The organism is Massilia sp. TWR1-2-2, assembly GCF_049897565.1.
Lineage (GTDB): Bacteria > Pseudomonadota > Gammaproteobacteria > Burkholderiales > Burkholderiaceae_D > JAFCUW01.
Map to the genome: position 1 here is coordinate 45,450 of NZ_JAFCWM010000020.1, position 21,327 is coordinate 66,776.

Annotated in this window: 19 protein-coding genes and 1 pseudogene; 4 read left to right on the plus strand and 16 right to left on the minus strand. The window is 65.1% G+C overall.

Features of this window, described 5'->3' with window-relative positions:
- The first annotated feature begins 4 nt into the window (after positions 1-4).
- Positions 5-1,162: a pyridoxal phosphate-dependent aminotransferase gene (locus tag ACP7DD_RS18505; protein ID WP_426176269.1), complete on the plus strand. Its 1,158-nt coding sequence runs from the start codon at positions 5-7 to the stop codon at positions 1,160-1,162.
- A 17-nt stretch (positions 1,163-1,179) separates the two neighbouring features.
- On the opposite strand, the gene ACP7DD_RS18510 is transcribed toward ACP7DD_RS18505, so the two are convergent.
- The gene (locus ACP7DD_RS18510; protein ID WP_426176270.1) at positions 1,180-1,542 is read right to left on the minus strand and encodes an LIC_13387 family protein; all 363 of its coding nucleotides are present in this window, start codon (positions 1,540-1,542) and stop codon (positions 1,180-1,182) included.
- 452 nt (positions 1,543-1,994) lie between these two features.
- Here ACP7DD_RS18510 and ACP7DD_RS18515 point away from each other — a divergent pair.
- Positions 1,995-2,198 (plus strand): annotated as a pseudogene (locus ACP7DD_RS18515) (transposase); the annotation flags it as partial.
- Between the two features lie 443 nt (positions 2,199-2,641).
- On the plus strand, positions 2,642-3,571 hold the full coding sequence (locus ACP7DD_RS18520) for an HD-GYP domain-containing protein (RefSeq protein WP_426176271.1): 930 nt from the start codon (positions 2,642-2,644) through the stop codon (positions 3,569-3,571).
- A 48-nt stretch (positions 3,572-3,619) separates the two neighbouring features.
- Here the strand turns inward: ACP7DD_RS18520 and ACP7DD_RS18525 are convergent, their stop codons facing one another.
- Positions 3,620-4,666, minus strand: a complete 1,047-nt coding sequence (locus ACP7DD_RS18525) for an asparaginase (RefSeq protein ID WP_426176272.1) — start codon at positions 4,664-4,666, stop codon at positions 3,620-3,622.
- 411 nt (positions 4,667-5,077) lie between these two features.
- Here ACP7DD_RS18525 and ACP7DD_RS18530 point away from each other — a divergent pair, with 411 nt between their 5' ends.
- Complete coding sequence (locus ACP7DD_RS18530; RefSeq protein ID WP_426176312.1) at positions 5,078-6,820, plus strand: cache domain-containing protein; 1,743 nt, start codon at positions 5,078-5,080, stop codon at positions 6,818-6,820.
- Positions 6,821-6,836: 16 nt separating this feature from the next.
- Here ACP7DD_RS18530 and ACP7DD_RS18535 read toward each other — a convergent pair whose 3' ends face one another.
- The 14 genes from ACP7DD_RS18535 to ACP7DD_RS18600 form a co-directional block, all read right to left on the minus strand.
- Positions 6,837-8,021, minus strand: a complete 1,185-nt coding sequence (locus ACP7DD_RS18535) for a tetratricopeptide repeat protein (protein WP_426176273.1) — start codon at positions 8,019-8,021, stop codon at positions 6,837-6,839.
- Positions 7,958-8,845, minus strand: coding sequence for an ExeA family protein (locus ACP7DD_RS18540; RefSeq protein WP_426176274.1), 888 nt, complete (start codon positions 8,843-8,845; stop codon positions 7,958-7,960). The genes ACP7DD_RS18535 and ACP7DD_RS18540 overlap by 64 nt, the downstream gene beginning before the upstream one ends.
- Position 8,846: 1 nt before the next feature.
- On the minus strand, positions 8,847-10,604 hold the full coding sequence (locus ACP7DD_RS18545) for a secretin N-terminal domain-containing protein (RefSeq protein WP_426176275.1): 1,758 nt from the start codon (positions 10,602-10,604) through the stop codon (positions 8,847-8,849).
- A 17-nt stretch (positions 10,605-10,621) separates the two neighbouring features.
- The gene (locus tag ACP7DD_RS18550; RefSeq protein ID WP_426176276.1) at positions 10,622-10,990 is read right to left on the minus strand and encodes an MSHA biogenesis protein MshK; all 369 of its coding nucleotides are present in this window, start codon (positions 10,988-10,990) and stop codon (positions 10,622-10,624) included.
- The gene (gspM, locus tag ACP7DD_RS18555; protein WP_426176277.1) at positions 10,975-11,655 is read right to left on the minus strand and encodes a type II secretion system protein GspM; all 681 of its coding nucleotides are present in this window, start codon (positions 11,653-11,655) and stop codon (positions 10,975-10,977) included. Before gspM ends, ACP7DD_RS18550 begins: the two co-directional genes overlap by 16 nt.
- Positions 11,652-13,217: a hypothetical protein gene (locus ACP7DD_RS18560; RefSeq protein ID WP_426176278.1), complete on the minus strand. Its 1,566-nt coding sequence runs from the start codon at positions 13,215-13,217 to the stop codon at positions 11,652-11,654. The genes gspM and ACP7DD_RS18560 overlap by 4 nt, the downstream gene beginning before the upstream one ends.
- 149 nt (positions 13,218-13,366) lie before the next feature.
- Positions 13,367-16,393, minus strand: coding sequence for a DUF6701 domain-containing protein (locus ACP7DD_RS18565; protein ID WP_426176313.1), 3,027 nt, complete (start codon positions 16,391-16,393; stop codon positions 13,367-13,369).
- Positions 16,393-16,866, minus strand: a complete 474-nt coding sequence (locus ACP7DD_RS18570) for an agglutinin biogenesis protein MshP (protein ID WP_426176279.1) — start codon at positions 16,864-16,866, stop codon at positions 16,393-16,395. The genes ACP7DD_RS18565 and ACP7DD_RS18570 overlap by 1 nt, the downstream gene beginning before the upstream one ends.
- A complete protein-coding gene (locus ACP7DD_RS18575; protein WP_426176280.1) occupies positions 16,863-17,747 on the minus strand; it encodes a PulJ/GspJ family protein in 885 nt (294 codons plus the stop codon). Before ACP7DD_RS18575 ends, ACP7DD_RS18570 begins: the two co-directional genes overlap by 4 nt.
- Positions 17,744-18,385 carry a type IV pilus modification PilV family protein gene (locus ACP7DD_RS18580; RefSeq protein WP_426176281.1) on the minus strand — a complete coding sequence of 214 codons (642 nt, stop codon included), beginning with the start codon at positions 18,383-18,385 and terminating at the stop codon, positions 17,744-17,746. Before ACP7DD_RS18580 ends, ACP7DD_RS18575 begins: the two co-directional genes overlap by 4 nt.
- Entirely contained in the window at positions 18,333-18,914 is a 582-nt protein-coding gene (locus ACP7DD_RS18585; RefSeq protein WP_426176282.1) for a prepilin-type N-terminal cleavage/methylation domain-containing protein, read from the minus strand. Before ACP7DD_RS18585 ends, ACP7DD_RS18580 begins: the two co-directional genes overlap by 53 nt.
- 21 nt (positions 18,915-18,935) lie before the next feature.
- Complete coding sequence (locus ACP7DD_RS18590; protein WP_426176283.1) at positions 18,936-19,484, minus strand: type II secretion system protein; 549 nt, start codon at positions 19,482-19,484, stop codon at positions 18,936-18,938.
- Between the two features lie 61 nt (positions 19,485-19,545).
- Positions 19,546-20,097, minus strand: a complete 552-nt coding sequence (locus ACP7DD_RS18595; protein WP_426176284.1) for a pilus assembly FimT family protein — start codon at positions 20,095-20,097, stop codon at positions 19,546-19,548.
- Positions 20,094-21,326, minus strand: coding sequence for a type II secretion system F family protein (locus tag ACP7DD_RS18600; RefSeq protein ID WP_426176285.1), 1,233 nt, complete (start codon positions 21,324-21,326; stop codon positions 20,094-20,096). The genes ACP7DD_RS18595 and ACP7DD_RS18600 overlap by 4 nt, the downstream gene beginning before the upstream one ends.
- Between the last annotated feature and the right edge of the window lies 1 nt (position 21,327).

Here is a 21,327-nt window from a genome sequence, read left to right on the forward strand (position 1 = left end):
CATCATGACGACACCCGTTCTTCGCACCAAACTGCCGGCGGTCGGCACCACGATCTTCACCCGGATGTCGGCGCTGGCCAACGAGCACGGCGCGGTCAACCTGGGCCAGGGCTTTCCCGATTTTGAATGCGACCCGGCGCTGCCCGGCATGGTGGCAGACGCCATGCGCGCCGGCCATAACCAGTATCCGGCGATGGCCGGCGTGCCGCAGCTGCGCGAGGCAATTTCCAGCAAGATCAGCGCGCTGTATGGGCGCAGCTACGATGCGGCCAGCGAAGTCACGGTGACGGCCGGCGCCACCCAGGCAATCACCACCGCGATCCTGTGCTGCGTGCATCCTGGCGACGAGGTGATCGTCATCGAGCCAGCGTACGACGCCTACGCGCCGGCCATCGAGCTGGCCGGCGGCGTCATGGTGCCGGTGTCGATGCAGGTCGGCGAGGACGGCTACAGCATCCCGTGGGACAAGGTTGCGGCCGCTGCCGGCCCGCGCACGCGGCTCATCGTCATCAACTCGCCGCACAACCCGACTGGGTCCGTGCTGCGGCGCGCCGACATCGACACCCTGGCCGCGATCGTGCGCGGCACCGACATTTTGCTGCTGTCGGACGAAGTCTACGAGCACATGGTGTACGACGGCGCGGTGCATGAGTCCGTGTGCCGCTATCCGGAACTGGCCGAGCGCGCCTTCGTCGTGTCGAGCTTCGGCAAGACGTATCACGTCACCGGCTGGAAGATCGGCTACGTGGCGGCGCCGGCAGCGCTGATGGCCGAGTTCCGCAAGGTGCACCAGTATTACGTCTTCACGGTGAACACGCCGATGCAGCACGGCATCGCCAAGTATATGTCCGATCCGGCGCCCTACCTCGAGCTGGCCGCGTTTTACCAGCGCAAGCGCGACCTGTTCCGCGACGGCCTCCAGGGCAGCCGCTTTACCTTGCTGCCGGCTGACGGCACCTACTTCCAGTGCGTCAGATACGACGCCATCTCGTCGATGCCGGAAGCGGACTTTGCCGAATGGCTGACGCGCGACGTGAAGGTCGCCGCGATTCCCGTATCCGCGTTCTATAGCCAGGCGACGGAATCGGGCATCGTGCGGTTCTGCTTTGCGAAAAAAGACGAGACCTTGCGGCTCGCGCTGGAGCGGCTGGCCGAGCTGTAAAACGCCGGTCTGCCGGGCTAGCCTAACAACAGCAGGCCGACAATGTAGGCGCCGAGCGCGAGCGTGATGCCGACCAGCGGCACGCGGAACCAGTAGCGCCAGGCCAGAACTGCATACGCGACGAGCAAGGCGGCGCCGAGCAGCGCGAAATAGGAGCCGTGGGCCAGCAAGGCCGAGTGTGCCAGCGCCAGTTGCAGGTACACCAGGCCGAACAGCATCGCGCCCAAGCTGTGACTGGCGTTAAAGCCCGTCCAGGCCCGCCACATGCTCGTATCGGCCGAGATGCGCGGCGCCCCCGACTGCATCGCCACGTTGACCGCGGGGTCGCGGCAGTGAAATTTGCGCGAGAAAAACGTGTAGGCCAGGTGGACCGAGCCCATCAGTTAAACGATTGCGGCGCTGACTGCGATGAGAGTTGCTCCCATGCGTGGCCCATTACCGAGCCATACGAGCGTTGTCGCCATGATGTTTTCTTTCGATTGGTGAGGTTCGGGAGATCCTAAATCGGCACATCCTTATGACGCACTGACGATCAGGCTGCTCAATAGCATGAGGATCACGACCGGAGACCACAGCGACCGCTCGGGTCGACTCGGAGAGTTCAGGTTTAATACGGTACCGATCGCGCAATAACCGATAACGCCCCACACCATCCAATGCGAAGATTCTCGAATGGATTTGAACGCTATTCCCGCGCGTGCCAAAACGATCGCTGCAAAAGCGATGAGCAGGATCGCGGAGAAGATCGATACGATGCGGATCGGGCGTGGAAGCTTTCCAGGATATTTACCGCCACCTGATTATGTTCACTCGTCAGAACTAAGGCGACCCTGCTGACCTGAAAACAGCCTTGTCCGGAACTCATCACGCGTTTAAATTTGCGAAGTACGCCCGGCGCTATCTCGCCGAGGTCCAATACCGCTTCAATCGCCGCGCTGATATGGCCGCCATGGTCCCGCGACTGGCAGTCGCCATGGCACAGACGAGACCGTGTCCAAAATGGATGGTGCTGGGAAAGGCTGAGGCAAGAACATAATCAGGTACCGCCAAGCGTGAACTCTCCCCAGGGAGCACCGAATACCAAGGCAACCTGAAAAACCACAACAGCTAAAGTGAGAAAAGCGAAAATCACTGCTGCCAGATTGCTCACCATTTTCATTTCCATAGTTTTAAGCGCTAGGGCAGCAGCGAGAATAGCATGGTGTAATGACATGTAGACCGATTTTCTCCGCGCCGGACTCAAGGAGCCCGCATCACGTTGCTGCCAGCCGACGGCATCTGTATTGATGCGTCAAAGTCGAAGCAATCTCCTCTATACTGAAAGCGGACTTTGCCGAATGGCTGACGGGTGAAGTCGAGGTCGCCGCGATACCTGTATCGGCGTTCATCAGCCAGGGGACGGAACCGGGCATCGCGGTTCTGCTTTGCAAAAAAGACGAAACGTTGCGGCTCGCGCTGGACCGGCTTGCCAAGCTATGTATGACGACAGCAAACCCTCCCATCGCACCGGTCTCGGTGCTGCGCACGCTGAACCTGGTCACCGCACAGCTGGACCGGGTATTGTCGGGGCTGTCCGCCTACAGCGACGCCGACCGGGCGCTGCGTCAGCTGGCGCATGAACTGGCGGCGGCCTGTGCGCTGTCCGCTGACGTTGCCGTCGCTTCCGTTCTCCTCAATCAGATTGCCGGGCGTTACGCCGTGCGGCATTGCGTCGACACGGCGGTGATTGCCTGCGTGGTGGCCCAGGCGATGGGCAGGCCGCCTGAGGAAGTGCTGGTCATCGCGGCGGCATCGCTGACGATGAATGTCGGCATGATGCGGCAGATTGAAACCTTTCAGAACCGGTCGTCCGCGCTGACGCCGGACGAGCGGGAAATCGTGCGGCGACATCCGAGCCAGAGCGTGGCGCTGCTGCGAGAGGCCGGCGTAACGGACGAAGACTGGCTGGTGTGCGTGATGCATCATCATGAAAACGACGCCAGGAGTGGGTGCCCGGAGGGGCGACCTGAAAATGCAATTTCCGCCAACGCCAGGTTGATCGGACTGGCGGATCGCTACTGCGCGTGCGTTTCAGCCCGCAACTATCGGAGATCGATGCTGCCGCCGGTTACGCTTGACATTCTTCGACGCGATGCCGGGCACGATCCGGAGTTGACGCGACATTTCCTTGAGCAGATCGGGCGGTATCCGCCGGGGACACTGGTGAAGCTGGCAAATGGCGATACAGGAGTAGTGACCGGAAGGGATGCGTTATTTGTACACACGCTACGCGATGCAGCAGGGGCGCCACTGTCAATCGTGCGCTACGCTGAGGGGCGCATGCATGAAATTTGCGTAGCCCTTCACGAAGACGAAGCGCGCTTAAGATTCAGCATGAAAACGGTTTGGGGTCAATTGGCCGCGTTATAACAGCAGTAAATGCCCCGCAAGGCAACGCTTGCGGGGTGTTCCGTCGGCTTACTTGTTGAAAGCAGCTTGCAAGTCGGCCTGGCTCGTGACGCCGCTCTGCAGTAGCAGCATCAGCAGAATGCGTGCCTTGGCCGGTTTCAAATCATCGGCCATGACAGCGCCAGCGTCGAACGTCGTCTTGCCTCCCCCGACAAAGCCGTAACTTGGCAGCACCCGTCCATTGTGGACTCGGGTGGATACGACCACGGGCACTTTCTTCGACAGCGCATACCTGACGGCTTCATACATCGGCTCGTTCATGTTACCCATACCCAAGGCCTGCACGACGATTCCTTTGGCGCCGCGGTCGACGGCACTGCGCAGGGCCATGCCATCAGCGCCGCCGTACATCGCGACGATTTCGACCGTCGGCATTTTGTCGGCGCTGATCGCAATATGCTGCCGCCGCATCGGCGCGCTGGCATACGTTACGCGATCCGGGTACACCTCGCCAATGAAGCCGAAGTCGCCTGAATTGAACGTCTCCACGTTGCCGGTATGGGTCTTCGTCACGTAGCGCGCAGCATTGATCTGGTTGTTCATCGCCAGCATGACGCCCTTGTCCTTCGACTGCGCGTCGACAGCGATACGGGCTGCATTGAGCAGGTTGCGCGGGCCGTCAAAGTCCGCCGACGAGGCGTTTCGCTGTGCGCCAATCAGGACGATGGGCTTGCTCGAGTTGACGGTCAGATCCAGCCAGTAGGCGGTTTCTTCCAGCGTGTCGGTACCGTGCGAGACGATCACGCCAGATACTTCGGGACGCGCCAGCGCCGTTTGTACTGCCTTCGTCAGCTGGATCCAGCGCGGCGGATCCATGTAGTCAGACGGCACGTTCGACAGGTTGTTGACCTCGATGGTGGCGTACTTGCCTATATCAGGAACGGTGGCCAGTAAATCGTCGCCAGAAATTGCAGGAACCGGTGCTTTCTTCACAGGATCGATTTTCATGGCGATGGTGCCGCCGGTGGCGATAAACTCAATTACCGGCTTGTTTTGCGCGAATGCCGTGGAAGCAGCCGTTAAGGCGACGCCCAATATCGTAGCTTTCAATTTCATTTTGTCTCCTAAAGGTGCGAAGTAACGATGGTGAAACCATCTAGCCGCCACTGACAATTGCCGGGCAGCTTATTATGCCATTTGCAACGTTGCCGCACCTTCCAGGATTCATGCGTCACTATCAGCCGTGATAGGTGGGCCCCGATATCGCAGTTGATATCATATATTTCTTCTTCAACGCAGGATGAGACAGACAGAGACAGCGATCACAAAAGTCGCTCCTGCCGAGGCGGCGGTCGCGAAACGTATGTTGGTGACGGCTGACCGCCGATTGGTTGCTGCATTGGTGAAAGTCATGCCATGGACAACAGGGAAGAGGCCGGCGCACCTGACGGCGAAAAATCATCAGCCGCGCTGCTTCGCGTGCCCGTACTGGAATGACGAGTCGCAGCGCTGGAAAGGGTAGTTGCCATCGAGCGACGGCGGCCGGGCCGCAAGCGCGTCCGCGAAGCTGAGCTGCTCGGCTTGCTGCAGCCGCTACTCGATGGGCTGGCCGTGGTGCACGCCGCGGGTTTCCTGCACCGCGACATCAAGCCCGACAACATCTACGTGCGCAAGGACGACGGCAGCCTGGTGCTGCTCGATTTCGGCGCCACGCTGTACTGGATAATTTCCGGCACCAAGCCGCCGGCGGCGCTGGCCCGGACCAGCGGCGCGGCGCAGATGATGCCGGCGCAGCAAGCGGGCCAAGACAGATTCAGCGATGCGTTCCTGGCCGCGGTCGACTGGGCGCGGCAAGCGGACCCGGTGGCGCGGCCGCAGGACCTGCGGGCTTTCTCGCAGAAACTGAGTGCGTCGCACGCCGTTAGCCTGGCACTGCGCGACGCATTGAACGACGGCGAGGCCGCGCCGCGCTTCGCCAACGAAAGTTTTCGCGCGCTGATCAATTCGCCGAAGTTGTTCGCCAGGCGCTCGCTACATTTCCTACGCGCCCTGCTCCACCTCTCCTCGTGGCCGATGGTGGTCAAGATGGCGGCGGCGATGGTGCTGGCGGCGTTGCTGCCGATGCTCATTACCGCCTACTACAACCTGAACGGCTCGGTCCGAGCGGTGTCGGCCGGCGAGATGCGCAACCTGACGCGCATGGCCGAAAGCACCGCGGGGCGCCTGTCCCAGCTCATCATCGATTACGAGAATCTGGCGAAGCTTCTCGCCACCGAAGAGGACTTGATCGATTACCTGAAACAGCCCGACGCCGCGCGCAAAAAGGACGCCGACGCCAAGCCTGGCGTGCTGGTCAAGACAAATCCAAACCTTCATTTGATTTCGCTGGTCGATTCCAAGGGCATTGCGCTCATCGCGAGCGAAGCGGCGCTGGTGGGCAGGGATTTCAGTTCGCGCGAATACTTCAGGCAGCCGATGCGCGGACGCGCCTGGCAGACCAGTATTATCAGGGGCGTCATTCCCGGCGGGCGCGGGATGTATTACGCCCATCCGGTAGTCGACGAGGGCGGGGTCGTCATTGGCGTGCTGGTAATGCGCATCGAGGCTGCAACGTTCGACGGCATCGTGCATGCGGCCACGCGCGGTACCGACCGGGTGCCGCTGATGATCGATGGCGACGGCTTGCTGATTCATTACCGCGATGCGGCCAAGATCAATCACAGCCTCGATACACTTAGCGAAAGCGCGCAGCAGCGCATCGCCGCCGATCAGCGCTTTGGCCAGCCGCGCATCGAGAGCCTGGGCATGCCGGTGCTGGCGCGCACGCTCATCAAAGCCAGACAGCCGGGCAGCCTGAGTTACTTGGCGACGCTGTCAGGGACGGAGGAGCACACTGGCTATGCGCCGGTACCGGGGCAGGATTGGGTGGTGGCGCTGACCGAATCGCGCGACGTATTCGAGTCGCCATTGCAGCAGCTGTTTTCGAATGTCCTGCAAAGCGTGGTGATGGTCGGCGTGCTGTTCATGGTGTTTGCGGTGCTGTTTGCACGCAGTATTGTGCGGCTAATCGCGCGGCTGACGCAGGCAGCCACCGCACTCAAGGACGGCGAATACGACCGGGCGACGATCGCCGTCACGTCGAACGATGAAATTGGCCGCCTGTCGCGCACCTTCAATGTGATGATTGACGTGCTGCGCCAGCGCGAGCGCGAAAAAGGGCGCGGCACACGGCCTGGCGACAAGGACGACGTCGGCGACGATCAGACCTAAAAGCGCTTCGATCAGATCAGTGGGAAAGCTGCTGCACCTTGCGGTCGACAAACCCCTGCAGGTCCGGCGTCAGGTTGGCCGACGCGCGCGCTTTCTGGAACGCGTCGAAGGCTTCCTTGTTGCGTTTATCCGCCTGCAGCGATATGCCCAGCCCCATCAGCCAGACGCCGTTATTCGGCATCGTTTGCAGCGCCGCCTGGAATTGCTCGGCCGCCTCGCGGTGACGGGCCTGGCGCTGCAGCGCGCTGGCCAGGAAGGCATGATATTCGGCGTTGCCGGTAGCGTAAGGCAAGGTGCGCTGCAAGGTCTCGATGCCGGTCCAGCCGCGCTCGATCTGCAGCCGCGCCAGCAACATGGCCAGCGTCGGCTGGCGCGGATCGGCACCCAGACCCTGCTGCAACTGGCGCGCCGCTTCATCGGGCCGGCCCGCTTCGATCAGCAGGCTGACCAGGGTCTGGCGCGCCGCCTCGTGACGCGGATCCGTGCGCAGCACCTGTTCGAGCGAGGCGATGGCATCGCCGGCGCGCCCGTCCTGCAGGGTGACCAGCGCGCGGCGGTATTCCGCCTCGGCACGTTGCGGGACGCCCATGCCGTGGCGAACCGCCGCGCCCGCTTGCTCGGCTTTTTCCGGCGCCTCTCGCTGCTCGGCCGCCAGGCGGCGTTTTTCTGTGCGCTGTTCTTCGGCAAGCAATTTTTGTTCACGCAGTTTTTCCTCGCGCAGTTGCTTGCGGGTCGGGCGCGGCGCGGCCTCGACCACCTCGACCGGCTGCGCAAGCGCACGCGGCGCCGCTTCCCTGGACGCCGGCAAGGACTCCGGCGCCGGCTCGCTGGCAACCGCTGCGGCCGGCTCGCTGACGACAGCGACAGGCGCCGGCTTGATCATCGGCGGCAGCAGCACCGTGCGTACCGCCGGGACCGGCGGCACGACAACGGCCGTGACCGGCGCGGGCCGCTGCAGCATGCGCCAGCCGACGTAGCCGGCGCCGGCCAACGCGACAGCCACTGCCGCCGCGCCTGCCAGCAGCCACGGCGTGCGGCGCCGCTCGGCGACTACGGGCCGCACGTGTATTGGCGAGCCGGCCGTGGTCGGCACGCCGCCACGCGCGTCCAGGTCTTGCAGCATCTTGTTGATCAGGCTCATCGGATCAAGGCCCAGCCGAGGCTGGCCACGGCGGCCACTGCCGACGCGCTGGCCATCCATGGCCACAGGCGCCGCCTCGGCGGCAAGGTGTCGCGCGCGGCAATGGCGATGTGTTTGCGTTCCACTTCGTGCCGGCCCTGCCCGTAAGCAAGCATCAACGACTTGTGGGCGATGATGTTGATCAGGCGCGGTACGCCACCGCTGGCGGCGAACAGCTTGGCAATGGCGCCCTTGGTAAACATGCGCGAACCGGTGAAGCCGGCGATGCGCAGGCGGTGCGCCAGGTAGTACTCGAGGTCGTCGCGGCGCAGCGGCCCAAGATGATAGTGAAACGAAATGCGCTGCGCCAGCTGGCGGATCGAATCGAGCGCCAGCTTACGGTTCAGCTCGGGCTGGCCGAACAACACAATTTGCAGCAGCTTGCGCTTTTGCGTTTCCAGATTGGTGAGCAGGCGCAGCGCTTCCAGGCTTTCCACCGGGATCGCCTGCGCCTCGTCGAGGCACAGCAGCACGCGCTTGCCCTGCGCGGCGAAGCCGATCAGCTTGTGGGTAATCGATTTGAGCAGTTGATGCTGGTCGACATCCTTGTCGAGCTTGAGTTCGAGTTCGTCGGCGAGCGCCAGCATCAAGGTGCGCGGCTCGAGGTAGGGATTCGGGATGTAAGCGGTGACGAAATCGTCGCCGAGGGTGGCGATGAACTTGCGGCACAGCAGCGTCTTGCCGGTGCCCACTTCGCCGATGATCTTGATGAACCCTTCGCCACCGCGCGCGGCCACCAGCAAGGTGTTGAGCGCTTCCTGCGAATGGGCGCTGGTAAAGAAGAAGCTGGTGTCGGGCGTGATGCTGAACGGCATCTCGCGCAGGCCGAAGTGTGCGGTGTACATGTTACTTGCGTCCCCGCGCGGAAGGATCGAGTTGCTCGATGCGGCGGCCGGCGTCGAGCAGGTCCGCGTTCCAGCTGCTGGCGCCTTCGACGATGGTCGGCTTGATCAGCACCACCAGTTCGCGCTTCTGGTTGACGTTGCTGCGGTTGCCGAACAGCGCGCCGACCAGCGGCAGGTTGCCGGCGCCGGGAATCTGGCCGCGGTCGGACGTCGACGACTGGCGCATCAGGCCGCCGATGGCGACGACCTTGCCGTTCTGGCCGCGCACCATGCTGTCGATCTCCGACGTCGATGACGCCGCCAGCGGCAGGTTGAAGTTGCCGACGCTGCCGAGGTTGATCGACTTGGTGACGGTGGTGACCTGGCTGACCGACGGGTGCACGTGCAGCAATATGTTGCCGCGGTCGTCGATTTGCGGCGTCACGTCCAGCACCACGCCGGAAAAGAACGGCGTCAGGGTCACGTTCGGCGACGTCGTGTTGCCGGCCGCGCTGGTGTTGGTGACGGTGCTCACGCCGGTGACGAAGAACTCATCGGTGCCGATCTTCAGCACGGCCTTTTCATTGTTCATCGCCGCCACGCGCGGGCTCGACAGAACGTGCACGGTGCCCTGCGACTCGAGGAAGGAAATCAGCGCGGCGAAATTGCTGGTCTGGAATGCCAGGCCGAACAGCGAGTTGGCCGCGTCCGCCGCATTCGACAGCGAGAAGCCGGTCGCCGAGGCAAGACCGCTGCCGTTCTGGATCAGCGGCGCCTGGCCTGGCGGCAGCTGCACCGGCAGCCGCGCCAGCGCCGTGCCTGGCGACAGCAGGCCGGCCGACGCGCGTGAATTGCCGTTGGCGCCAAAAGCGGCCCAGTTGATGCCGCTCTGGAAGCTGTCGTTCAGTTCGACTTCGAGGATCTTCGCTTCGAGGATCACCTGGCGGTCGACCGACAGCTGGGTCGCCTTCAGGTACAGGTCGACGCTGCGCAGTTCGTCAGGCATCGCGCGCACCACCAGCACGCCCGATTGCGGGCTGACCACCACGCTGCGCCCGCCGTCCTTGCCGCCGGAGCGGACGATGGCGTCGAGCGCGGCCTTCAGGTCGCCCCAGAAATCGCTCGCCGTCGTCGTGCTGACGTTGGTGCTGTCGTTCTGGGTGACGCGGTTGGCGCCGCCCTGGTCGCCGCCCTGGTTGTTCTGGCCGTTCTGGTTATTCTGCCCGCCCTGATTCGAGCCGCCCGCGTTCGCCACCGACGTCGACGACACCCGCAGGTTCGACGAGCCCTTGCGGCTGCCGACCAGGTAATTGACGTGAAACATGCGCGTCTGCATCGTCAGCGGGCGGATCGAGATGCGGGTGCCGTCGATGCGGTAGTCGTAGCCGTACATCTCGCGGATCGCGTCGAGCGTCTCGATCAGCGTGACATCTTTCAGGTTGGCGCTGATGATGCCCGACACTTCAGGGTGCACCAGCATGTTGTAACGCGTGCCGGCAACGATCGAGTGGAAGAACTTGGGCGCCGGCACGTTGTTGAAGGCGACGTTGAACCGCTCGTCGAGCGCCTGGCGCGCCTTCGGCAGCTGGCCGGCCAGCGCCGCCACCGGCGGCATCAGCGCGTCGGCAACGGCCGCATCGGTGACGGGCGCCTGGCGCGCGGCCGCGGCGATCTGCGCATTGATGGCGTCGTAGGTGTCGCGCTTGGGCGTGGCGCTGCCGCAACCGGCCAGGCTGGCCGCCAGCGAGATCGCGGCCGCTGTCATCAGGTAAGTATGCATGCTGGAGCTGGACTTTCTCATTTGGAGCGGGGAATCGGGATGCTGGCCGGGCCGGCAAACAGCTTGAGCACCTGGCGCTGCTGGCCGCGTTGCAATTCAACTTCGCCGTCGCTGATGCGCACCAGCACGGCGCCGCGGAAGGCGCCACCGAGGCGCACTGCCTCGCCGTCGATCACCGCGACCTGGCGCCCGCCCGGCTCGCGCGCGACCAGCACCGACTGCAGCACGGGCGCGGAAGGCGCGTCGGCAACAGCGGCGGCGCCAGGTTGCGGCTTGATCATCGATGCCGGCGGACGGGTCGGGTCCTGCAGCGCCTGCGCCGAAGCGCCGGCGCCGGCATGGAGCAGCACCGAAAACCAGACGGCGCGTTTCATAGCGTGATCCATCGGCGCTCCAGGCTCAGGGTGTAGATGGTCAAGCTCAGGCGCGCGTTCGGATACTCCTCGACCTGCAAGCCGGCCTGTCCCCAGAACAGCTGCGTGGGCATCGCTTCGAGTGCATCGAGGTAATGGACCATGTCGAGATAGTTGCCGCGCACTGTCAGCTGGACGCCGTGGCGGTACAGCAGCGGCGGCGGGAGCGACGCCGCAGCGGTGGCGGCCGGCGCGCCGACGCGCACGGCGGCGCCAACCGGCGTGGCCGGCAAGGTCGCCATTGCCACCATCTGCAGGCGGCCGTTGGCTTTCAGGATCGTTTCGAGCAGCGGCGCAATGCGCTCCGGCGGCACCAGGCCTTTTTGCATGGCGCGCAAGCTGGTGGACAATTGCTCGCTGTCGGCCTTGAGCGTGGCCAGGCGCGTGCGCGCCGCGACATCCGGGTCGAGCGCGTAAATCTGCACCTGCTGGGTGATGGCGGTGTCGATGGCGGCGATGGCGCGTTTCTGCTGGTTCAATTCGGCGCGCAGCGCGTCGCGTTTCACCTGCATGGGATTGAGCACCAGCGCGAACAGCAGAAACACGATCGACACGGCCGCGGCGGCGAACAGCATGGCCCGCTCGCGCGCGATGAGGGCGTCGACGCGGGCAACGAACAGGTGCAGGCGCTGCTTCATTTGGCCACCTCCGCCATGGTCGACTCGAGGTTGAATTCGACGAATCGCGCCGCTGTTGCGCCCGGCTCGCCGGCGGCGGCCGGCGGGCCGATCTTCAGGCTGCCGAACGCTTTGCCGCGCATGACCTGCTCTTTGGTCAGGCGACCCAGGTAGGCCGGCACCAGCGCCGGGTCGAGCGCCCTGCCCTGCACCGCCAGGTCGGTGCCGCCGGCGCCGATCGACACGCCGGTCAGCCAGACTCCGGCAAGCTGCTGGCGCGCGAGCGCCTTGAAGTAGCCGGCAAATCCGATCGTGTTGCCCAGTTCGCCGCGCTCGAGCACGGCGGCGGCGTCGCGCAACGCTTGCAGGCGCGTTTCGGCTTCGGCGAGGTCGAGCGCTACCTCCGCGCTTTTGCCGCGCGGCGCAAATTCGGCCTTCACTTTGGCAAGGCGCACTTCGCGTTGTGCCAGCATCTGGCGGCCCAACTCGGCTTCGCGTTGCAGCGTGGCAACGTTTTGATTGGCATACCAGGCCGTCAGCAAGGCGCCGACCAGCACGGCCGCCAGCGCCTGGCCCAGCACCGGCGTGGTCCACAACTGCGTCTGCTTGCGAAACAGCGGATTGAACAGATTGATCTGCTGGCCCGGCTCGGACTCGTCGTGACGCAGGGCGGCGCCGAGGGCGAGGAAAAAGCGCTGCTGCTCGGCGGCGCCGGCCAGTTGCGGCGCCTGGCCCAGGTCGAACACGTCGGCCAGGTCCATCGTCGACACCGGCGTGTAGAGGTTGCTCGACAGGTATTCTTCGAGGCCGCTGGCGCCGCTCGGCGCGAGCACCAGGCTGGCCACGCTGATGAAGTGGAACTGGCGGTCGAAGTGGTCGAGCGAGCGCTGCACTTCCAGCGTGATCTTGTCGAAGCTGGCATGCTTGCGATCGAAATCGGCATCGAGCACGTCGGCCAGCGGCACGTCAATGCGGCGCGACAGGTACAGCTCGCCCATGAACGTCACGGTCAGCAAGGCGCCGTCGTCGCCGAACGACAGCATGGCCACGCCGCGCCCTTCGGGCTCGATCATGGCCGAGATGTTCCGCTGCGCCATTTCCGGAATGTCGATCGCGTCGAGCCCGATCTTGGCGGCGGTGAACCGTTCCTGGCGCGGCTTGATAATGCTGTTGCGCGCGGCGAGCGCGAACAGGCTGTGACTGGCGCGCACCGCGGCGCTGGTGTCGACCGGAATATCGAGCACGTCGACGGTGGCGTCGTCGACCGGGAAGTCGAGCATGTCCTTCAGGCGCCAGCGCACCGCCGTGCGCAACTCGTCGGCCGGCACGTTCGGCGCGTCGACGGTGACGATCTGGTATTCGCCGCCGGCGAGCAAGACGACGCTGCGGTACTGGCTGGCGTGCAGTTCGCGGCCGACTTTGTCGAGCGCATCGGCGCCATTGCCGCCCAGCGCGAAGTGGCTGATGGCCACTGCCGGCCGGGCCGACGGCGCGCACCGCACGCTGGCGGCAGCAATGCCGTCGGCGAGCAAGGCAAAGCTCAGCCAACCGTCACTTTTCCTGGTTTTCTTAAGAAAAAACATGCCTGCAGTCGGAAATGTTAGTAATCCAATTAACTTCACGCGGTAGATAGTTGATTATATTCATGTTTTACACAGAATATATACAAATTTTGCATCATGGAAAAAAATATGTGCCAAGTGCACGCTGGTGCGGGCTGGTAATGCCCCGTTCAATACACCTCGCGCACGTAGATCAGCGGGCTCTTGTAGATACCGAACACGGCGCGCCCGATCGTGCTCGGCAGCCAGGGCGGATTATTCATCTGGAACTCGCCGCTGCCGACATTGCCGGCGCCCGGGGCGCGCAACCAGAACAGCGTGGCGCCATTCTTCATCGTCAGGGTCGCGCTGGCGGTAACGCCGAGCAGCGCCAGGTTGCAGGGAGTGCCGAGCTGCTTGCGGCAGTTGGCAAACGTGATGCCGCCGCTCAGCACGGTCGAGACATTGTCCTTGTCATTGCTTTCCCAGCGCCCGCCAGGAGCCCAGTATTGCGCCACCGCCTTCACCGGCAGCTTCAGCAGCTCGGACCCGTGCGGGCTCGACAGCGAGAGGCGGCCGCTGACCACCGTCACGCCGATTTCGACACTGCCTGCGGGGCGCGGCGACGTCACCGTGGCCGTATCGGCGGCACTGGCGCGCACGAACACCGGTGTCGGCGCCGTCCAGTTGCGTGCCCTCGGCGCCGTGTTGCTGAACGGCACAGGCAGCGTGTAGACCGGTTTGGCGATGATGGGCTGCCCGGCAACCATCGCCGTGGTCGGGATCATGTTGGCCGAAAGCACTCCGCCGGCCGGATTGGTCGTCGCGCCGCCCGATGCGCTGAACGCTGTCAGCGTGATCGTGCGCGCCAGCACGCCGTTAAAGTTCTTCAGCTCGGCGCCGGCCGCACTCATCGGCATGACGGTAACGCTGAACGGCTGGCCGGAATACGCCGCGCCGCTGACGCTGGCCGGACAAGCCATGTTCGGCATGCACTGCATCGCCGCGTTGGCAACGGTATCGAAATGGTGCGGATAGAAGCGGCCGACCAAGGTCGCCACGCTCGCCGGCGCGCCGGCGCCGAGGTAACTATTGTCAGTCAGAAGCGGTGTCAGCGTCACGATGCCGGCGTCGCCGATGGTAAATTCAGTGCCGACGAACACGCCGCCGACGACGGCCGTAAATTGGCCTCCCGGATCGTTCACGACGACCATCGCCGCCTGCACCTCGCTGTCTGCGCCGCGCGCAGCGACGAGCTTCAGCAGTTCCCCTTCGTTGCCGAAATTGGGCGCCTGCGCGCCGCTCTTGGTAAACGCCGCAGCGCGCACGGTGAACGGGTCGCCGACGCGGACGAAGACGGCGCCGGCGCCGGTAGTCGCCTGCGGGTTGGCAAAACCGTCGGCGCTGCGGGTGACCGCGGTGATCGCCAGCGAGGAAGGCTTGACGACGAACGGCAGCGCGCCGACCACACGCGCGCTGGCGTCGCGCAAGTACAACTGGACCTTGCCGACGTCGGCATAGTCGAAGCTGGCGTTGGCCACCGCCGACGCCGCGCCGCTCTTGAACAGCATGTCGGCCAGCGGCGACCATTGCGCAGCGGCCGCCGCCGGCACGGCGCCGTTGGCGCCGCACAACTGCAGCTGCACACCGGCGTAGTTGGCCTTGACGCCGGCGTCGCTGACCGGAAGGATGCAACTGAGCGCAAACGCCATCTTGACGACCGTGTCGGCGGAGGCGCTCAGGCGCGTCGGCACGCCATTCACCAGCGCCGTCACGAACAATGGCGTCGCTTCGCCGGCGACGGCGGGGGCGCCCGCCAACAGCTTGCATGGCTGCTGGGCGGCGCCGAAGGCGACGCCATGCTGGCAGGCCGCGTCGGTAAACACGTACGACGCTGCCGACCCGCTGACAATGGCGCTGTCGCTGGCACTGTTGTTGCTCATGATGTAGTCGAACTGCTTGCCCTCGACGCTGGCCGTATTGACCTGGGTGCCGGTGGCGTCCACCGACACCGTCAGTGTCAGCGTCGGCAAGGAACCGCCCGCCGCCAGGCTGGCGCTGTTGCTGCACGTGACGACTTTGCCGGAACTGGTGCACGACCAGCCGGTGCCGCTGCTGCCAACGAAGGACAGCCCGGCCGGCAAGGTGTCGGTGACGATCACCGGGCCGGTCTCGACGCTCGGGCCGCCATTGCTGACGGCCAGCGTGTAGGTGGCGTTCTGGCCGAGCACCAGCTCGCTTGTGCGCGTCATCGCAATGGCAAGGTCGGCCGCCGGCACGTTCGGTACCGCGATGATCTGCGCGTTCAGCAGCACCAGATCCTGCCCGGTCTGGTAGTACGCCGTGGCGCTGGTCTGGCCGTCGCCGATGCCGGGCTTGCCGATCGTGTAGGCGTCGAAGTCGATCCCGTACGAGGCGTTGTCGTCGTTGACGTTGCTCGACGAGTTGAACTGGTTGTGCGCCGGATTGAGCGAATCGACCAGCTCGACGTTATTGAACTCGAGGTCTTCGCTGCTGCTGAGCGTGGGGTCGCCTTCCCAGCTGAGGTGGCCGACGCGCGCCGTGGCGGTGCCGATCGGCGTCGGCATGCGGAAATTGCCGAGGGTGAGCGTGATGCTGCCGTTCTGGACGTACTGGAATCCTTCGTACAGGTTCAACAGCCGGAACGGCTCGCCCGGATCGGAGAACACGACCAGCAGGGCGAAGCCGCCGAGCACGCCTTCGACATCGCAGTATGGAGCGCCATTGTTGATCGTCAGGCCGGAAAAGCGATAGGTGCCGTTGCCCTTGGCGGCAACCTGGGCCGTCACATCGACCGCGCCGCCGAAATACACGTAACCGGCGCCGGTGGTGTTCGAGCCATACTGGCGACTTGCCGGCGCCGTCACCCCGACGCCGTCGAACGTGACGGTATTGTCGCGGGTGGCCGACGAACCGGCCCAGTACAACTGGGCGCTGAGCACGGTGGCCCCGCTCGGAATGCCCGACAGCACCGCGCTGATGTCGGTGCCGGACGCCGTCACGGCGCACGCCTTGGCGGCGTTGCCGCCGCCGTTGGCCCGGGTGCGCATGGTCTTCTGCGTGCCGACGAAATTGACGTTGCCGGCGAAGCTCTTGAAGATCGCCAGGGGCGTGTCGGCCCGCGCGGCGCCGCACGCCAGCGCCAGCACGACAGCGCCCAGCAGCGTGGCGATGCGCGCCTGCAGCAGGCCGGCCATCACAGGATCACCTTCACCTGGCGCTCGACATAGTCGGCGTTGTTGCCTGCATTCTGGCATGGCGCGGGCGCCGCCTGCAGGTTGCACGCAGTTGCCGTCAGCACCGAACGCGGCTGTGCGGCCGGGCTGCCGGGCGCCGCGCCGGCAGCTCCCGCCACCGAAGTGCAGTTGACGGTGACGACAAAGCCGCGCAGGCTGCCGCTGGCAGGCAAGGCAAACGAAGTGTTGCCGTTGCAAACGAAGGCCGGATTGCGCAGGCTCTGGAACAGGCCCCACTCGACGCCGGCGCGCGCCGCCTGGTAGGCGCGCGCGCCCTGCACGTCGAGCGCCGAAGCGCTGTTCTGCGCGGTGGAGATGCCGACCAGCGCCACCGCCAGCGCGGCCAGCACCACCAGCAGGAAGATGGCGGTGACGATGCCGACGCCGGCGCTGCGCCGCACGAGGCGGTAGATCTGGCTGCGCGCGCGCATCATGGCGTGTTGTCCACGTGGACCTGGTGCACCAGCCGGATGACGGCATCGGTGCTGTTGTACGGCTGCAGTTCGAGCGTCAGGATCACCAGCGCGCTGCGCAGGTTGACGGCGGCCTCGTACTGAAAACTGCAGCTGCGGACGTTTGAGGCCAGCAGGCCGCGCACGCCGGACGCGGCGCCCGCCGGCACCGGGTTGACCACCTGGTTGACAGTGATCGGATAGCCGGACTGGCGCGTCAGCAGGCGCAGCGTGCCGCCCGGCTCGACGCCGCAGTAATACGTCACCGGCCCGCTGACGATGTAAAAGCGCTGGTCCGGCGAGATCGACGGCGCGTCCTGCAGCGCGAACGGATTGTCGTCGAGTTCGAGCAGCTTGCCGGCCGCATCGGCCGAGCTGACGCGTGCGATGTTGCGCTTCGGATTGAGCAGGTCGTAGGCGTCGCCCGCCGGAAAGCCCGGACCGAGGTTATTGACGACAAAGTAATCGCGGCCAGGCGTAAGCTCTGCCGCGCCAGGCATCGGGCCGACCACGGTCAGGCTTTTCTCGGCCGGGTCGAGGAAATCGAGCACCTTCAGACCGTCGACTGCGTCGTCGGCCGACAGGTAGCGCCCGCCCGTGCGGGTGATCAAAAATTCGAGCGAATCGCCGGACACGCGGATGCTGTTGGGCAGCGCCAGGCGCAGATCGCGCGCCATGCGGCGCAGCGCGACGTCGGCCGTGTCGCTCAGTTCGGCGCGGCCCACGCTGTCGGCATAGGCCTGCACCGGCGCGCGGATGAACAGCGCGACCATGCTGCCGACGACGCCGATGATGACGATGACGATGACGGCCTCGACCAGCGTGAAGCCGCGCTGCCCGGTGCGGTGGCGCGGCGCCGTCATGGCGAGTTCGGCGCGTAGCGCGTGCGGTAGCCGTCCAGCACAAGCGTCTGGTTGTCGTAGCTGACGGTCACAGAAATGCGCAGCACGTTGCCGACATCGGCGGCGGAGTTGCCCGACGCGATGTTGTGCAGCGCTTCCGGCACGATGGTCAGGCGCACGGTGTAGCCTGGCAGATCGAGCGGGTTGCCGTTGGCGTCGCTGAGGGCGCCGGCGGTGTCGAACGCGGCCGCCGGCGTGTTGAACGCGGCGACGTAATCGTTGACGTTGTCGAAAGGGCGCAGGCCGGTCGGCTCCTGCGCCGCGCCGGCGCCGGCGCCCTGCCCGACCCGCTCGGGCACGCTGCAGTCGGCCGTGCTGGCCGCTTCGGTCGCGTTGTCGGCGGTCGGATCGCAATACGTGAACTTGGCCAACTGCACTTCTTCCATGACGCCTTCGGCAATCATCAACGCCTGCTTGCGGCGCAGCGGATCGACAGTGGCCCCGCTGCTCACCCGCATGGCCGCCAAGGTGCCGGCCACGGCCACCGACACGATGACGATGAACACGATCAGTTCGATCATCGTCACGCCGCGCTGGCACCGGCCGCTACAGGACATGGCCGGTCTGCGCGCTGACCGCAATGTCGCGGTTGGCGCCATCGCCACTGATGCGCACCACCAGGCCGCGGAAGCTCGACGTACCCGACGCAATCGCGTCGCCGGCGGCATACGGCACGCCGAGGCCATCGAAAGCAAAACTGCCGGGGCTGGCGCCTTGCAGCGTGTAGGCCAAGGTGTCCGGTGTGCCTTCGCAGTACCAGTTGACCGCGGCGCAGCTGGCAACGGTCGCCTTGCTGCCGCTGTTGGCGCCGCCGGCGCCCGGCACCCGCCCGGCCACACTGCAGGCGAGATCGAAACACAAGGCGATGCGGCCAGTGGAGAACACGACGAACACTGGCCGGCGCTGGGCGACTGCGATCTTCTGGCCGTAGCGCAGCATCGCCCGGCTCTGCTCGGCGTAGGCGGACGCATCGAAGCTGCCGCGGTCGGCATAGCGCGCTGTTGCGACGGCGCCAAGGATGCCGACCAGCACGATGACGACGACCAGCTCGACCATTGTGAAGCCACGCTGCCGACGCAAAAAAAACAGGCCGGGACGCAGCACGGCCTGACCTGTTCGATGCAACACGGAACGCTTTTCCTGCGCGGCTTACTTGCAGTTTGTCAGCGTCAGCCGGGTGGCGTCGACTACTGCGGGGGACGCGGCTGTGGCCTGCGTGTACGTGAAATAGCAATTTGCGCGGTTGGCCAGGTCCGACGCTTCCGGGCGCACGGTCAGCACCGTCGCGGTCGGCGCCGTCGCGCTGAGGTCGTAGCCGTTCAGGCCGCCGGCGGCGACGACGATGCCGGAGGTGGCCGCAGCGACGCCGGCATCGGTGAAGCCATCGCCACCGACATCGGGATAACCGTTAATGAAGGCGACCGGCAGTCCTTCAGCCTTGATGACGCTGTTGGCCGATGTCGAATTGCCAGCGGCGGCGACCGGCGACGCATTCACCATCCAGGTGCCATGCACCAGCGAGGCGGCGCTTTGCACGGCGCCGGCGCCGGCCTGTATCTTGGCCAGGCGGGCGTCACCGCCCAGGTCGGCAAAGCGCGGCAGTGCGGTAGCGGCGAGCACGCCGAGGATGACGATGACGACGATCAGCTCGATCAAGGTGAAACCGGCTTGTGCGTGGTGTTTGATGCTCTTGTTCATTTGAATCTCCAAACGGGCGATGTGCGGGAAAGAATCGATGTCGACTAAAGCCCGCCTTTGCTTACTGATCGGAGATTTGGATCAGCGCAACGTTTGCGACACGGCCGGACGGGGCTTGCAGGGCGGGGTCCAAGGGCAAGCGTGTCGATTCTACCTTGAATATAAGCAATATCAATGGCCCGGGTGCAAAACTGTCAGGTATTGACAACAACAAGTAGATCAACTTGCGCTCCCCTGGGTCGTAATACCAATTACCCGGCGCGAGGGTGCGCGGATCGGGAGAGCGCAATTCGCCCAGATAATTGCGCGGCGGGCGCTGCAGCCAGCCGATCGGATTCTCGTCGGCGATAGCGCCGGGCTCTCCCAGGCGCTGCTGCGCATACAGCTGCACCACACGCATCTGCAGGGCCAGCCGCATCGCCGCTACCACCTGCTCGGCGGCGAGCTTTTCTGCGTGGTGCTGATAGATGTGCAGGCGGTTCAGGCCCACCCCGACGAGCAGCGCGAAGATCGCCGCGACCACCGCGAACTCGAACAGCGTGACGCCGCGCTGGCGCCGCAACCCGGCGCGCGGGGCATCCGTGCGTGGCATTCCTGCCCACTGGTTGATCATTTGTGCAATGCTGCTTTACCAAGATCCCAGATCGGCAGGAAGATGCCCAGCGCCAGGATCAGCACCATGACGCCGAGGAAGGCGATCAGGATCGGCTCGATCTGGCTCGACAGCGTTTTCAGTTCATAGTCGACTTCGCGCTCGTACATCTGCGCCACCTCGTCCATCAGTTCGTCCAGCGTACCCGATTCCTCGCCGACGGCGATCATCTGCAGCACCACCGGAGTGAAGATCGCCGCCGTGATCGACGTGCGCAGGATGCTCTCGCCGCGCTCGACGCCGTCGCGCATCTGCTCGATGCGCGAGGCCAGGTAGGCGTTGTCGACCGTCTGCGACACCAAGGTCAGCGCCTGAACGATCGGCACGCCGCTGCGCTGCGACAGCGCGAAGCTGCGGGCAAAGCGCGCCATCGTGCCCTTGACGATGATCTTGCCGGCCAGCGGCAGGCGCAGCTTGTACATGTCCCAGCTGAAGCGCCCCGCCGGCGTGGCGATCCACGCGCGCACCCCCAGCACCGCGGCGACCAGCGCGCCGAGCAGCACCGGCCACCAGTTGACCACAAAGGCGGAGCTGCCGATCAGCAGGCGCGTCATCAAGGGCAGCTCGGTGTGGAAGCTGGCGAACACCTTGACGAACTGCGGGATGACGAACACGTTGACGACCGCAATCGCCGCCACCATCGCCACCACCACGAACGTCGGATAGCGGGTGGCGCCCTTGACCCGTTCGCGCATCGAGCGGTCGAACTCGAGGTGGTCGAACAGGCGCAGGAACACTTCCTCGAGGCGGCCGGTCATTTCGCCCACCCGCACCATCGACAGGTAGAAATTCGAGAACACCGCCGGGTGGCGGCTCATCGCCGACGACAGCTCGCGGCCCGAATCGAGCGACTCGCGCAGGTCCTTGATGACGCGCCCGAAGGCCGCGCTGATGGCCGACTCCTGCAGGCCGGCCAGCCCGCGCATGATCGGCACGCCCGACTTGAGCAGCGTATGCAGCTGGCGGCTGAACAGCTGGGTGTCCATCGAGGTGATCTTCTTTTCGGTCAGCTTGTCCCACCAGCCCTGGCGCTCGGCGTCGCCGGCGGCGCGGCTGGTGATCTCGATCTCGAGCGGCGTGACACCCGTGGCGAACAGCTGGCCGGCGACGGCGCCGCTGTCGGCCCCCTCCAGCACGCCGCGCATCAGCTCACCGTTGGCGCTGCGGCCCTTGTACGAGAAAAATGGCACC